This is a genomic window from Domibacillus sp. 8LH (assembly GCF_038806185.1).
In the GTDB taxonomy this organism is placed as follows: domain Bacteria; phylum Bacillota; class Bacilli; order Bacillales; family Domibacillaceae; genus Domibacillus; species Domibacillus indicus_A.
The window spans coordinates 268,330-280,977 of the sequence record NZ_JAVJNG010000002.1; the positions used below are offsets into that span (position 1 = coordinate 268,330).

Annotated in this window: 18 protein-coding genes and 1 pseudogene; 11 read left to right on the plus strand and 8 right to left on the minus strand. The window is 47.1% G+C overall.

All coding sequences use genetic code 11. From position 1 onward, the window contains the following. The first annotated feature begins 5 nt into the window (after nt 1–5). A complete protein-coding gene (ilvA, locus tag RG959_RS04820) occupies nt 6–1,253 on the plus strand; it encodes a threonine ammonia-lyase IlvA (RefSeq protein ID WP_251271511.1) in 1,248 nt (415 codons plus the stop codon). A 33-nt stretch (nt 1,254–1,286) separates the two neighbouring features. Here the strand turns inward: ilvA and bshB2 are convergent, their stop codons facing one another. Further along, entirely contained in the window at nt 1,287–2,003 is a 717-nt protein-coding gene (bshB2, locus tag RG959_RS04825) for a bacillithiol biosynthesis deacetylase BshB2 (RefSeq protein ID WP_342796175.1), read from the minus strand. Nucleotides 2,004–2,020: 17 nt separating this feature from the next. After that, nucleotides 2,021–2,368, minus strand: coding sequence for a YojF family protein (locus RG959_RS04830; RefSeq protein WP_242232711.1), 348 nt, complete (start codon nt 2,366–2,368; stop codon nt 2,021–2,023). 122 nt (nt 2,369–2,490) lie between these two features. Between RG959_RS04830 and RG959_RS04835 the strand changes: the two genes are divergently transcribed. Continuing rightward, complete coding sequence (locus RG959_RS04835) at nt 2,491–3,042, plus strand: nitroreductase family protein (RefSeq protein ID WP_342796176.1); 552 nt, start codon at nt 2,491–2,493, stop codon at nt 3,040–3,042. A 40-nt stretch (nt 3,043–3,082) separates the two neighbouring features. On the opposite strand, the gene pdxK is transcribed toward RG959_RS04835, so the two are convergent. Then, on the minus strand, nt 3,083–3,880 hold the full coding sequence (gene pdxK / locus RG959_RS04840; RefSeq protein ID WP_309089347.1) for a pyridoxine/pyridoxal/pyridoxamine kinase: 798 nt from the start codon (nt 3,878–3,880) through the stop codon (nt 3,083–3,085). A gap of 75 nt (nt 3,881–3,955) precedes the next feature. Continuing rightward, nucleotides 3,956–4,327 (minus strand): YflT domain-containing protein, encoded by a 372-nt coding sequence (locus tag RG959_RS04845; protein WP_342796177.1) that lies wholly within the window; start codon nt 4,325–4,327, stop codon nt 3,956–3,958. Between the two features lie 101 nt (nt 4,328–4,428). Here RG959_RS04845 and RG959_RS04850 point away from each other — a divergent pair, with 101 nt between their 5' ends. The 4 genes from RG959_RS04850 to RG959_RS04865 all read left to right on the plus strand — a co-directional run bounded on the left by RG959_RS04850 (nt 4,429) and on the right by RG959_RS04865 (nt 6,122). Further along, nucleotides 4,429–5,112, plus strand: a complete 684-nt coding sequence (locus RG959_RS04850; protein WP_342796178.1) for a uracil-DNA glycosylase — start codon at nt 4,429–4,431, stop codon at nt 5,110–5,112. 168 nt (nt 5,113–5,280) lie between these two features. Continuing rightward, nucleotides 5,281–5,463 carry a uracil-DNA glycosylase gene (locus RG959_RS04855; RefSeq protein WP_483298846.1) on the plus strand — a complete coding sequence of 61 codons (183 nt, stop codon included), beginning with the start codon at nt 5,281–5,283 and terminating at the stop codon, nt 5,461–5,463. Then, complete coding sequence (locus RG959_RS04860; RefSeq protein WP_251271525.1) at nt 5,460–5,738, plus strand: YwdI family protein; 279 nt, start codon at nt 5,460–5,462, stop codon at nt 5,736–5,738. The genes RG959_RS04855 and RG959_RS04860 overlap by 4 nt, the downstream gene beginning before the upstream one ends. Before the next feature lie 12 nt (nt 5,739–5,750). Beyond that, nucleotides 5,751–6,122, plus strand: coding sequence for a DUF423 domain-containing protein (locus RG959_RS04865; RefSeq protein WP_251271527.1), 372 nt, complete (start codon nt 5,751–5,753; stop codon nt 6,120–6,122). 211 nt (nt 6,123–6,333) lie between these two features. On the opposite strand, the gene gerQ is transcribed toward RG959_RS04865, so the two are convergent. The 3 genes and pseudogenes from gerQ to hemQ all read right to left on the minus strand — a co-directional run bounded on the left by gerQ (nt 6,334) and on the right by hemQ (nt 8,128). Continuing rightward, the gene (gene gerQ, locus RG959_RS04870; protein ID WP_342796179.1) at nt 6,334–6,810 is read right to left on the minus strand and encodes a spore coat protein GerQ; all 477 of its coding nucleotides are present in this window, start codon (nt 6,808–6,810) and stop codon (nt 6,334–6,336) included. Between the two features lie 20 nt (nt 6,811–6,830). After that, a pseudogene (locus RG959_RS04875) lies at nt 6,831–7,219 on the minus strand (cell wall hydrolase). Nucleotides 7,220–7,381: 162 nt separating this feature from the next. After that, nucleotides 7,382–8,128, minus strand: coding sequence for a hydrogen peroxide-dependent heme synthase (gene hemQ / locus RG959_RS04880; protein WP_309089333.1), 747 nt, complete (start codon nt 8,126–8,128; stop codon nt 7,382–7,384). Between the two features lie 111 nt (nt 8,129–8,239). Between hemQ and lipL the strand changes: the two genes are divergently transcribed. After that, on the plus strand, nt 8,240–9,070 hold the full coding sequence (gene lipL / locus RG959_RS04885; RefSeq protein WP_342796180.1) for an octanoyl-[GcvH]:protein N-octanoyltransferase: 831 nt from the start codon (nt 8,240–8,242) through the stop codon (nt 9,068–9,070). Between the two features lie 2 nt (nt 9,071–9,072). Here the strand turns inward: lipL and RG959_RS04890 are convergent, their stop codons facing one another. Next, the gene (locus tag RG959_RS04890; protein ID WP_309089329.1) at nt 9,073–9,624 is read right to left on the minus strand and encodes an RsfA family transcriptional regulator; all 552 of its coding nucleotides are present in this window, start codon (nt 9,622–9,624) and stop codon (nt 9,073–9,075) included. Between the two features lie 137 nt (nt 9,625–9,761). Between RG959_RS04890 and RG959_RS04895 the strand changes: the two genes are divergently transcribed. The 4 genes from RG959_RS04895 to RG959_RS04910 all read left to right on the plus strand — a co-directional run bounded on the left by RG959_RS04895 (nt 9,762) and on the right by RG959_RS04910 (nt 12,614). Beyond that, nucleotides 9,762–9,986 (plus strand): YuzB family protein, encoded by a 225-nt coding sequence (locus tag RG959_RS04895; RefSeq protein ID WP_242232723.1) that lies wholly within the window; start codon nt 9,762–9,764, stop codon nt 9,984–9,986. A 106-nt stretch (nt 9,987–10,092) separates the two neighbouring features. After that, a complete protein-coding gene (locus tag RG959_RS04900) occupies nt 10,093–11,433 on the plus strand; it encodes an HD domain-containing protein (protein ID WP_285880076.1) in 1,341 nt (446 codons plus the stop codon). A gap of 13 nt (nt 11,434–11,446) precedes the next feature. Continuing rightward, the gene (locus RG959_RS04905; RefSeq protein WP_342796181.1) at nt 11,447–12,085 is read left to right on the plus strand and encodes a site-2 protease family protein; all 639 of its coding nucleotides are present in this window, start codon (nt 11,447–11,449) and stop codon (nt 12,083–12,085) included. A 16-nt stretch (nt 12,086–12,101) separates the two neighbouring features. Next, nucleotides 12,102–12,614, plus strand: a complete 513-nt coding sequence (locus RG959_RS04910; RefSeq protein ID WP_342796182.1) for a YwhD family protein — start codon at nt 12,102–12,104, stop codon at nt 12,612–12,614. Nucleotides 12,615–12,648: the final 34 nt, after the last annotated feature.

Genomic DNA, 12,648 nt, shown 5'->3' on the forward strand with positions numbered 1-12,648 from the left:
TCACCGTGTCTAAAGTATCAGTAGAAGAAATCGTCGTGGCAAACCAGGTGCTTAAAGACGTGGTTACCAAGACACCGCTTCAAAAAAATGAACTTTTATCAGCCCGTTACGGCTGTAACGTGTATTTAAAACGTGAAGATTTACAGATTGTCCGCTCCTTTAAGCTGCGTGGCGCGTATAACTTTATCCGGAGCTTGACGGAAGAAGAGCGGGCAAAAGGCGTAGTATGCGCAAGTGCCGGCAACCATGCGCAGGGCGTTGCGTATTCCTGCCTTGCCCTCGGCATTGAAGGGAAGATCTTTATGCCGTCCACAACACCGCGTCAAAAAGTATCGCAGGTGAAACGGTTCGGTGGAGATAAAGTATCGGTTGTGCTGACAGGAGATACGTTCGATGATTCGTATGCTGCAGCAATGGCCTACTGCACAGAAGAAGAAAAAATGTTTGTTCATCCGTTCGATGATTACCGGACGATTGCCGGGCAGGGAACCGTGGCGGTTGAAATCTTGAACGATATGCAAGAACCTATTGATTACATGTTTTGTTCCATTGGCGGTGGCGGCCTTGCAGCCGGTGTCGGCTCATATTTAAAAGGCATCAGCCCATCCACGAAGCTGATTGGCGTTGAACCGGCGGGAGCAGCTGGCATGAAAGCTTCCTTGAACAGCGGACAGGTAACCCGTCTGGACACGATCGATCCGTTTGTCGACGGGGCGGCCGTTAAACAAGTCGGTGACCTGACAATGGATATTTGCATGGATGTGCTCGACGGTATTTCCGTGATTCCGGAAGGCAAAGTGTGCACGACGATCTTGCAGCTGTATAATGAAAATGCAGTCGTAGCAGAGCCGGCAGGAGCGCTGTCTGTTGCTGCCCTTGATTTTTATAAAGACGAGATCAAAGGAAAGAACGTGGTTTGTGTGATCAGCGGCGGCAATAACGATATTGAGCGCATGCAGGAGATCAAAGAACGTTCGCTCATTTATGAAGGGTTAAAGCATTACTTTATCGTCACGTTCCCGCAGCGTGCCGGGGCACTCCGCAAGTTTATGGCTCAGGTGCTGGGAGAACACGATGATATTACCCGCTTTGAATATACAAAGCGCACCAATCGTGATGAAGGACCTGTTCTAGTTGGTATTGAGCTGAAACATAAAGAAGACTATGCACCGCTTGTTAAGCGGATGGAGGAAAATGGCTTCCCTTATATGGAAATCAATAGTGATCCTCTCTTGTTTAACCTGCTTATTTAAACGAGCATTAAAAAGCTGATCTGCAAACGCAGATCAGCTTTTTATTTCGGTTACTTTGTCTTTTTCATCGAATGTGTATGTCCAGAAATGCTCGTAGTTAAACCGGTCATGCAGCTCGCTTCCTTCTTCGGCGACGCTTGCTTCCAGATCTTTCAGCATCCAGATGGTCTGGGAAATATGAGCTTTCATGGCTTCTAGTTTTTTATCATACACGTGCCGGATGTCGTAACGGATATCAGCCGGCCCGATTTCTTCAAGCGTGTTATTCGCAAAGGCCACACAGTGAAGCTTCGGCCGTTTGCTCTCTTCCATCGCGCGCACCGCCCGTACAACCGCACGTGCGGTTGCTTCATGGTCCGGGTGAACAGAGTAGCCCGGATAAAATGTAATAACCAGGGAAGGATTCAGCTCATCAATCAAATCCGTGACGAGGTTCATCATTTTTTGATCATCTTCAAACTCTAACGTTTTATCACGAAGGCCCATCATGCGCAAATCTTGAATGCCGATAGCTTCGGCTGCTTTTTGCAGCTCGGCCTTGCGGACATCTGGAAGAGACTCGCGATTAGCAAAAGGAGGATTGCCAAGATTGCGGCCCATTTCGCCGAGTGTTAAGCAGGCATAAGTGACCGGTGTTTTTCGTCCAGTATGAACAGCGATCGTACCGGATACACCAAATGCCTCATCATCCGGGTGAGGAAAGATGACAAGGACGTGGCGCTCCTGTTCAATTTCCATTGTTTTGGTCATCGTCTTCAGTCCTTTCGTTACTTAAACGGCGTCGTGCCCAGCTGCAGAGCGACTGCCAGTTTTCCATCAAAATCATGTCCAGCCATCAGTAAGTGCCCATTTTCATCAAACCCATAATGAGTTAATCCTTCTGCGTAGACCCAGCCAATTGCAAGCTTCAGCCCAACACGAAACGGCCCATCGCCGACAATTTTGCCGTGTTCATATGTAAGCTTCGCATTGCGGATATACGCACCCGCAGAGAAAAACTTTTCATTAAAATGTGATGCATAAGCACCGTTTGTCGTTTCCATGTGAAGGTATACTTCCTGGCCGGCAAACGTATTAATAAGCTCCTGTACCTTTTCAGGTAAAATCGGTTCCATGTCCGTTGCCCTCCCGTCGAATTTCGTTCTTGCCCTATTGTACTAAAAAATAGTTCGAATGGCGAAAATCCCGCTTTTTCAGTATGATAAAAAAAGAAATCTAATAGATAGAGGTGGTACATATGCTGAAAAATATTATTCGTGAACGTCGTTCCATCAAGAAGTTTAACGGCAAGCCTGTAGCGCTTTCCGATGTTACGGCTGTATTAGAGGACGCAGTGTGGGCGCCGAATCATGGCTGCCGCGAGCCATGGCGGTTTGTTGTTGCAGCTGAAGAGGGACTCCAAGCGATGCGGGAGACGCTGAAAGAATGTACGATCCCAAAATGGAATATGCTTCCGGAGGAAGAGCTAAGGAAAAAAGCAGCCGGCTTCGCACTGCCTGGCGCTTTTGTATTTGTCATTGTGCCAGAGGATCCGCGCCAAAAAGAACGGCTGGAAGATTTCTCGGCTGCAAGCGCCCTTATTCAAAACGCCCAGCTGCTTGCCTGGGAGCAGGGCATCGGCACATGCTGGAAAACACCAGCCTGGCTGGATGCGCCAAAGTTTCGTGAAGCGCTTGGTGTAAAGCCGGGCGAGCGGATTTTGGCCTTGCTGCAATTCGGCTATTACGACGAATTGCCGCAAGCAAAAGAACGGATGCCGGTTCAAGAGAAAATTACGTATTTTAAATAAAAAGAAAATCCCGTCCAAGCAGGCGGGATTTTCTTATGTGTTATTTATGGTTGTAAGCACCGTGCATAACAGGACCGACATACTCGTTCAGTTTCCAGCCGTGTTTAATCGCCGCATTTACGAAATCCTTCGCATTATGGACTGCTGTTTTTACGTCCTGTCCGTTTGCCAGGTTGGCCGTAATAGCAGCCGCAAACGTGCAGCCTGCACCATGATTGTATGTGGTGTTATGCTTTTCACCTTCTAGCAGCTCAAATTCACTACCATCGTAGAAAAGGTCAACCGCTTTTTCGCTTTGCAGCTGCTTGCCGCCTTTAACCACTACGTTTTTTGCGCCAAGTGCATGAATTTTTTGAGCCGCTTCTTTCATATCATCGATCGTGCGGATTGGACCGACACCAGAAAGCTGCCATGCTTCAAATAAGTTTGGTGTGACAACGGTCGCAAGCGGAAGAAGAGAGTCGCGTGTTGCTTCGGCTGCTTCCGGATTTAGTACTTCGTCTTCGCCCTTGCAGACCATAACCGGGTCGATGACGACTTTTTGAATATCGTTCTCTTTAATAGAAGCTGCTGCCGTTTCGATAATTTCAGGCGTAGCAAGCATTCCTGTTTTCAGCGCATCAATGCCAGTGGACATGGCTGTTTTTAACTGAGCCTGAAGCGTGTCGATCGCTAGTGGAAACACACCGTGGTTCCAGCCGTTATCGGGGTCCATTGTGACAATTGTTGTGAGGGCTGTCATGCCATATGTGCCGTGCTCCTGGAAGGTTTTCAAGTCGGCTTGGATGCCAGCGCCGCCGCTTGTATCTGATCCTGCAATGGTTAATGTTTTTTTCATGATGCAATTCCTCCTTTTTAACACTTCTTTTAGTTTAAGAAACAAAAGGGAAATGTACAAGAAAAAACGCCCTTTTTAAAGGACGCTTTGATCGTTGGAATTGGCCGAACTTCGGTCCTCCGGATTTTTATCTGTCGCAACGACGGCAATAAGCCCCCGGTCAAGCTGTTCTTCATACTCGGCTGCTTCGGATTCGCTCATTCCGAGGCTGTGGAGCTTCGAACGCAGCTCGTCCCCGCGGTTTTTAAATACATTGCCGACTGTGTCGGCCAAGCCCTGCTCCTTGAAGCCGACTGAGCCGCTGTTGGTCGCGTCGGTTAACTGTTTAGATTCAGCTTTATCGCGGGCAAACACATAAATCGCTTCTTTGGGAAATCCATTTTGTGAAAAAGCCGTTACGGCACTGGCCGCTTCTGTATGGTTTCGAACAATTTTTGCGGTATACACAGAAAGACCTCCTCGTATTTTCACGTTCGCTTTCTTATACCCGCCCGCTTTATTTTTAAACAGCGGCTCATTCCTTTATAATGAAGAAGGAGGTGAGCCGCATGAATAAAAAAATCTTAACAAATGACTGGGCACCGCTGCTTGAAGGTGAATTTGAAAAACCTTATTACCAGGAGCTGCGGTCATTCTTAAAAGAAGAATACAGTACACAGGTGATTCATCCTGATATGGATGATATTTTTAATGCCCTTCATTTTACGCCGTACCAAAATGTAAAGGTCGTCATTCTTGGCCAGGACCCGTATCATGGACCGAACCAGGCGCACGGCTTAAGCTTTTCGGTTCAGCCTGGCATTAAACCGCCGCCATCTTTAAAAAATATGTATAAGGAATTGAAGGAAGATATTGGATGTGAAGTTCCGAATCATGGATATTTAAAACAATGGGCAGATGAAGGTGTTCTGCTGTTAAACACTGTTTTAACTGTTCGAGAGGGAAAAGCAAATTCTCATCGGAACAAGGGATGGGAAACGTTTACGGATCAGGTAATCAGACTTATCAGCGAGCGGGAGAAGCCGGTTGTATTTTTACTTTGGGGAAGACCGGCACAAAGCAAAAAAGCCTTAATCGACATAAACAGGCATGTTATTATTGAATCGCCTCATCCAAGTCCATTATCAGCATCACGCGGATTTTTCGGAAGCCGGCCATTCTCCAAGGCAAATGAAGCGCTCGCTTCTATAGGGGAAAGCCCGATTAATTGGTGCCTCGATTCAAACGTATAAATTGTTCAAAGAACAAAGAAAGCAAAAAAGCAGGCTGTCTGGAAGCGTCTGTTCTTTTATAAGCAAAGCTTTGCACTATGCAGCCCAGCCTTTTTCAGGTTATCTGCTTTAAAAAAACGTGCGTATATTTCCAGCGGCCTGATGTTTCACGTGAAACGGGGAAGGGACGTGTTGACAGCGGAACCGAATTGTATGAAATGCCGGCATTTTTTTGTCACATGGGATGCGCAGGCTCCTCGTGGCTGCCGGGCATTTGGATTTAAAACAAAGCAGATGCCGTCTATGGTTGTAAAACGGTCATCAGGCCATCCATGTTTTCAATTTTCTCCGAAAGAAGGTGTTAAAAAGTGAATGTATCCCATGAGAAAGTGCTACAGAAAATGGAGCAGGAAATAGCTGCGGCAAGAAACGCCGGTCCAGGAGAAATGGAACGGCATATTTATGCGATCAAGTCGATGTGCGACTTGCTTATTGGAGCTGGAATGGACATGCCTGCGCCGAAGCAGGCTTCTGTTGTGCCAGCCGTCATGCCGCCGCCAGTCCAGGAGCCTGTGCAGATTGTTGGCCAGAAAGAGCGGATCGCGACAGAAGACGGTTCAAATGGCGATTCAATTTTTGATTTTTAAAGGAGCAGATTCATGAAATTATTTATTATTTTAGGGGCGATCCATGCCTTTTTAGCGGTTGCGCTTGGCGCCTTTGGCTCCCACGGGCTTGAAGGAAAAGTAGAAGCGAAGTACTTAGACATTTGGAAAACAGCGGTTCAATACCAAATGTTTCATGCGCTCGGTTTAATAATCGTCGGCTTTTTAATGGGGCAGTTTGCGGGCAGCTCTGCACTGAACTGGTCAGGCTGGCTTATGTTTGCAGGAATCATGCTGTTTTCCGGCAGCTTATTTGTGTTAGTTCTTACAGGCATCAGTAAGCTTGGTGCGATTACGCCGATTGGCGGCGTGGCATTTCTTGCTGCCTGGGTACTGCTTATTGTAGCGGCCGTTAAAAATATGTAGGAAAAGAGCGGCCTCCATGCCGCTCTTTTCAAGCTGTCCTCAATCGCCTGCTTTCGGCATCACTTGCCGGCTGTAAATGCTCATGACCTTCACCCAAGAGGTCACTTTGCTTCCGGGCAGGCGGCCCTCCTTGAAGAGCAGACGTTTTCAATCAGCCTGTTTTCTTGCTTTGTCTACATGCTCACAAGAGCGGCCTCCATGCCGCTCTTTTTTAACTAAACGGGTACTCGTAAGCAATTTCTCCATCAAAGACAGCATAATCAAGGTAAAGAAGCGGAATTAAAAAGCGCTGGTTGGTTGAAGGACTGCTTAAAATAAGATGGTCACGCCCGGCTGCTTCAATGCGGCCGCGGAACACTTTAGCATTCCATTCTTTATTGTTTTCAAACGTTGTATACACGGTCACCATTTTGCCGCGGTTTAAACGGAAAATATTTTCAATGTAGGATTCTTCAACTTGCGGCAGGCCGGCTCCTCCGCCAGGTCCACCAGGCCCCATGCCCTGGCCCATACCCGGTCCCATGCCTTGACCCATACCCTGACCCATGCCCATGCCCTGGCCCATACCTTGGCCTTGGCCCATACCTACTGGAGGCAGTGTCTGCGGCCCGGTTTGGTTCATACTTCCTTGATTCATGCTTCCCTGATTCATCGGTCCCTGGGCCGGTACATACTGAAATGGATTCATGAAAAAAAACGCCTCCTTATTTAGTAAACAGATGGACAAACAGAACGAAGCGGACTAAAAAAGCAGTGGGATTTATATCGGCCGGTATTCGGCTGGTTAAACCACTGGGCAGGGCATCCGCCGGCTGGCTCAAAAAACCAAAGGGCATTGGAAGCCGGATGATAGCGGCCGCCTCTTAACACTTTTCGTGCCAGGTCGATGTCCTGCTGGCGGGCACCTTGATAAAAATAGCCTTTCTGTGTTGCTTCAAAGCCGCCGGGTGACTGAAAAACCATTTGGCGGATTGTGCGGATATCTTTGAAATCAAGACAGTCAGACCGTGTCCGGTTTACGCCGGCATTGCCAACCATCAGCATGCCAAGCGTGCCAGAAGTTTTACATCCTCTTCCGTATGAGCAACAACAGCCACATCAACACCTCCCGATTTACTTTATGCAAAGTGCGTAAAGTCGGTGCTGGGCTTAGGCCTGAATCCATAAACTCTAACCATTATGTGCCGTACAATAAAAGGGGAGTGCCGGCAAAAAATGCACATAAAAAAACGATGCCTGAAAGACACCGTCTGAAAAGGTTATTGGATATGCATCATTTGTGTAAACTTTTCGTCTGTCAGCAAATGGCCGACAAAGAAAGAACCGAATTCGCCGTAGCGGGCACTTACTTCATCAAAGCGCATCTCATAGATGAGCTTTTTAAACTGAAGTACATCATCCGCATAAAGCGTGACACCCCATTCGTAATCATCAAATCCAACCGAACCAGTAATAATCTGTTTCACGAGGCCGGCATACTGGCGGCCAATCATACCGTGGCTGCGCATTAAATTGCCGCGGTCTTTCATTGGCAGCATGTACCAGTTATCTTCGCCTTGGCGGCGTTTATCCATTGGATAGAAGCATACATACTCTGTTTTAGGAAGCTCCGGATACAAACGAGCGCGAATTTGTGGATTTTGGTACGGATCTTCATCAGAAGACAGGTAGTTGCTTAGTTCGACAACGGATACATAGGAATACGCCGGGATGGTAAACTCGGCAATTTTCAGCTTGTTGAATTCTGTTTCAATTACATTTAGCTCTGCCATTGTCGGGCGCAGAATCATCAGCATAAAATCAGCTTTTTGGCCAATAATGCTGTAGAAGGAGTGGCTCCCAGCTTTCATTTCCTGTGTTTCTTCCAGTTTATATAAGAATTTGCGGAATTCGGCCAGAGCACCTTCTCGTTCACTGCTTGACAGCATTTTCCATGCTGCCCAGTCAACCGAGCGGAAATCGTGCAGGCAATACCAGCCGTCCAGCGTTTTTGCTGCTTCACTCATGTTCTTCATCTCCTATGTAGTATAGTCCTACTTACTATATCATAAAAAGCTTGAACGACTCCCGCCAGAAGGCTACAGTAAAAGAAGAACATTTTGTGAAGGAGAATCGTTATGGATCAATCAGAAGCGCTTCTGCGCCGTCCGCTTTGGCGGTTTATCGACCAATCCGCTTACGGGCCAGGATTTAACCCTATTCATTCATTTGCTACTGATGACGCCCTTGCAACAGCGATCGGCGCCGGGCAAAGCCCTGCAACGGCCCGTGCCTGGGTGCATCATGACACCATTGTGCTTGGCATTCAAGATACAAAGCTGCCTTATTTAAAAGAAGGGGTGGAGGTGCTTGAGAACGAGGGCTATCGGGTCATTGTCCGCAATTCAGGCGGGCTTGCGGTGCTTTTGGACGAAGGTGTACTGAACTTATCGCTTTTGGTGCCGGACACGGAAAAAGGCATCGATATTGACCGCGGCTATGAAGCGATGTATACACTCGTTCGCCATATGTTTCCGGAGGCCGATATCGATGCCTATGAAATTGTTGGATCCTACTGTCCAGGAAGCTATGATCTTAGCATTGGCGGCAAGAAATTCGCTGGCATTTCGCAGCGCCGCTTGAAAAAAGGTGTAGCCGTTCAAATCTACTTGTGTGTAAATGGAAGCGGCTCAGAGCGTGCCGCAGCTGTCCGTTCTTTTTACGAATCAGCCAAGCGGCAGGCTCAGACAAAATGGGTGTACCCTGATATTCAGCCCGAGGTGATGGCTTCACTTGAAGAGCTGATCAGAAAACCGCTCACCATCCAAGATGTCATCATACGATTTTTAAAGTCGCTGCAAGAACTTGGCGGTCCGCTTGAAAGCGGCTCTATGACGTCATTTGAAGCAGATGTCTTTGACGGTTATTTGCAGCGTGTAATCGAACGAAACGACCGGGCCCTTGCTTAATATTACTCTGCCACTTTTTCCAGGTTTCCGTTTTGTTCCATCTTAAAGGTAACCGCAGCGCCTTCTTCATCATCTAATGCGACAAACTTGCGGGCGCGGTTCATGATTTTCATTAGTGTTTCATAGTCTTCCTGCATAATTTCAGATGACTGTTCAATTTTATTCAAGCGGCACTGCAGCTGCTCATTCTCGGCACGCAGCCGCTCGTTTTCTGCTTTAACTGCATCGATAGAATCAAGACTTTGCAAATAGCCAATCACATCAGCCATTGTGATCGCCAGCGAACCTTCTGCCGGCGGTGTATACAAGGTCTTTTTCTCGATGGTACGGCTGCGCTGCTTGCGCTGCTTTTTAGCGAGGCTGAGTGCTTTTTCGTACTGGGTGCGCACAACAGCGTTCCAGCGGAATCCGCAGGCAGCTGACGTGCGGTTTAATAAGTCGCCGACTTCTTCAAATGCGTTTAATTGCGTGCTTCCTTCGCGTACGTGACGAAGAACGGTTTCGGCGAGCAGCAAATCGTTTTCTTCTGACCAGGCATCTTGACGAACTTTCATCTTATCATCTCTCCTTATGAAAATAGTCTCTATGAACAGGATTGCCAGATAGGATTTCTTTTATACGCGGCAAGCTTGCAAACATGCTTTTTTCCATGTAAAATATCGGGATGAATGAACGGAAAGGAAGAGTTAATATGGCGAATGAATTTCGCGTATGCGATGATTGCCAGGCAGTGAATCTGAAAACACTGATTCCAAAGCTCGAAAAATTGGATCCGGATGCATCCATTGATGTAAAATGCCAATCCTATTGCGGCCCTGGCCGAAAAAAAACGTTTGCTTTTGTCAATAATCGTCCAGTTGCGGCATTGACAGAAGATGAATTGATGGAGAAAATACAGAAAAAATTAAAGTCATAATGTGAATCACCTTTTCTTTCGAAAAAAGGTGATTTTTTTCTATGTGCTAGCAGTATATGCATTTGTCAATGCGAATTTTCCCATAATGATTGATTTTTCCGTTATAATGAACAAAAAAGAGACGGGGGGCGCGCATGTGAGCTACGCGAAGCAGAAGTTGAAAGAAGAGAAAGTGTTTAAAGACCCGGTTCACCGCTATGTTCATGTGCGGGATGTAGTAATTTGGGATTTGATCGGCACGAAAGAGTTTCAGCGGCTGCGCCGAATTCGCCAGCTCGGTACGACGTACTTTACTTTTCATGGGGCGGAGCACAGCCGGTTTAATCATTCTCTCGGTGTCTATGAAATTGTCCGCCGGATCGTTGATGACATTTTTCGGGGCAGATCAGAATGGAACCCGGAAGAACGGCTGGTCAGCCTTTGCGCAGCACTGCTGCATGATGTCGGGCATGGGCCTTTTTCTCATTCATTTGAAAAAGTGTTTGGCCTCGATCACGAAGAATATACAAAAAAGATTGTGCTCGGTGACACGGATATTAACCGGGTGCTGCGGCGGGTGAGCGACGATTTCCCGGAAAAGGTAGCAGCGGTTATTAACAAAACATATCCGAATAAGCTGGTAGTCAGCTTGATTTCAAGCCAGATTGACGCAGACCGTATGGATTATCTGCAGCGTGACGCCTATTACACGGGTGTAAGCTACGGACATTTTGATATGGAGCGCATTCTGCGGGTGATTCGTCCGCGCGAAGAGCAGGCTGTGTTTAAATTAAGCGGCATGCATGCGGTAGAGGATTATATTATGAGCCGCTATCAAATGTACTGGCAGATTTACTTCCATCCTGTTACGCGCAGTGCCGAAGTGCTGCTTTCTAAAACCCTGCAGCGGGCAAAGCAGCTGTATAAACAGGGATATTCGTTCCGACAGAAGCCGGTTCACTTTATTTCCCTGTTTGACGGGGAATGCTCGCTTGAAGAATATGTGAATTTGGATGAGTCCGTCATTATGTTTTATTTTCACGTCTGGCAGGATGAAGATGATGCCATTTTGCAGGATTTATGCAGCCGGTTTATGAACCGGAATTTATTTAAATACGTAGAATTTGATCCGGAAGCCGAGCAGGAAAAATATGCGGAGCTGGAAGAGCTGTTTCGAAAAGCAGGCATCGATCCGGAATATTACCTCGTTCATGATTCCTCCTCCGACCTGCCGTATGACTTTTACCGGCCGGGCATTGAAACGGAACGGCAGCCGATTTATCTATTGATGAAAGACGGGGAAACGCTGCAGGAATTATCCGGGCGCTCTGACATCGTCGAAGCGATCTCCGGCAAGCGGCGCACAGATCACAAGCTTTATTTCCCGATTGATCTGCTCCGGGATGAATCTTCAAACCGAACAGCTAAACGGAAGATCAAAAGTATATTAGAACTATATCGAAAGTAAAGGGGACAACGGATTGGAACAATTTTTGGCATTTGAATTGGAACAGCTGCCGTTTGTGATCGTCTCGCTGCTGGTGGCTTTTACGGTGCATGAATTTGCTCATGCGTATACGGCGTATAAATTTGGGGATGATACGGCCAAAAATCAAGGGCGCCTTACGTTGAACCCGGTGCATCATTTGGACCCGATCGGCACCATCTTTATCCTTATTGCCGGGTTTGGCTGGGCGCGGCCGGTGCCGGTAAACCGCCGCCATTTTAAAAACCCGAAGCTGGCCGGCGTGCTTGTATCGCTTGCCGGACCGCTCAGCAATTTTTTAATTGCGTTTATTGCCATGGGCATTCTATACGGGGTCGGGGCAAACGCGAATGAGTTTGTTTTTCAGCTGTTATATATGATGATGTATTTGAATGTGCTTCTGTTTGTGTTTAACCTGCTTCCGTTCCCGCCGCTGGATGGCTACCGGATTTTAGAAGATTTGGCTCCGGCCAATCTGCGGGTTAAAATGACACAGTATGAACAATATGGTGTACTGCTGTTTTTAATTTTAGTAATTACACCGCTGGGAGATTATACGGTAAGTCCATTTTTAAGCCAGCTGACTTCAGCTGTTTTAGCAGGCTTTAATGCTATTTTTAGCGTATTCTTGTAAGGAGGGCTAATAAACAATGGAACAAAAAAAGAAAGTCGGCTTTAATATCATTAAAAATGATCCGACCGACGGGCATAAAGGATTTGGAAAAGGTGCACTCAGCTTAGAGGAGGTTTCACCGGTCATTATTGACGTAGAAGAAGGATCAGCTCATATCGATATCGGTGCGATGCATGCCCGGAGTGCTGTGGAAAAAGGCATTAAATTTTTAAAAACAAAAGAAGAAGTGCCGGATGCCAAACCTTATTGGCTCGTTTGGGTAACCGTAGACCGAAAAGAAGAAGGGCCTTATTATGCAGGGGTAACCGCATGTGAAATGACAATTAATCGCGACATCCGGCGCGGGTACAAGTCGCTTCCGGAGCATGTTAACCGGATGGACAAATCGCTCAAGCGCCACATTATTGTAGATGTGATGGATGATCGTTCCAAAACCATACTGCGCGATTTCCTCATCAATCATAATGAGCAAATGTGGCATCTTTCTTCGGATGAGCTAAAAAACGGTTTAACCGTGTCAGAAGCTTAAACAGCCTATACGAAACGCAGAAAAACCCGGGAAA

Bases quoted from the DNA above. Each gene is read 5' to 3' on its own strand.
- RG959_RS04835 (WP_342796176.1), top strand. From the start codon at position 2,491: ATGCTGAAAAATATTATTCGTGAACGTCGTTCCATCAAGAAGTTTAAC.
- bshB2 (WP_342796175.1), bottom strand. From the start codon at position 2,003: ATGACCAAAACAATGGAAATTGAACAGGAGCGCCACGTCCTTGTCATC.
- RG959_RS04865 (WP_251271527.1), top strand. From the start codon at position 5,751: ATGAAATTATTTATTATTTTAGGGGCGATCCATGCCTTTTTAGCGGTT.
- RG959_RS04900 (WP_285880076.1), top strand. From the start codon at position 10,093: ATGAACAAAAAAGAGACGGGGGGCGCGCATGTGAGCTACGCGAAGCAG.
- RG959_RS04830 (WP_242232711.1), bottom strand. From the start codon at position 2,368: ATGGAACCGATTTTACCTGAAAAGGTACAGGAGCTTATTAATACGTTT.
- lipL (WP_342796180.1), top strand. From the start codon at position 8,240: ATGGATCAATCAGAAGCGCTTCTGCGCCGTCCGCTTTGGCGGTTTATC.
- RG959_RS04910 (WP_342796182.1), top strand. From the start codon at position 12,102: ATGGAACAAAAAAAGAAAGTCGGCTTTAATATCATTAAAAATGATCCG.
- gerQ (WP_342796179.1), bottom strand. From the start codon at position 6,810: ATGAATCCATTTCAGTATGTACCGGCCCAGGGACCGATGAATCAGGGA.
- hemQ (WP_309089333.1), bottom strand. From the start codon at position 8,128: ATGAGTGAAGCAGCAAAAACGCTGGACGGCTGGTATTGCCTGCACGAT.
- RG959_RS04895 (WP_242232723.1), top strand. From the start codon at position 9,762: ATGGCGAATGAATTTCGCGTATGCGATGATTGCCAGGCAGTGAATCTG.
- RG959_RS04850 (WP_342796178.1), top strand. From the start codon at position 4,429: ATGAATAAAAAAATCTTAACAAATGACTGGGCACCGCTGCTTGAAGGT.
- RG959_RS04890 (WP_309089329.1), bottom strand. From the start codon at position 9,624: ATGAAAGTTCGTCAAGATGCCTGGTCAGAAGAAAACGATTTGCTGCTC.
- pdxK (WP_309089347.1), bottom strand. From the start codon at position 3,880: ATGAAAAAAACATTAACCATTGCAGGATCAGATACAAGCGGCGGCGCT.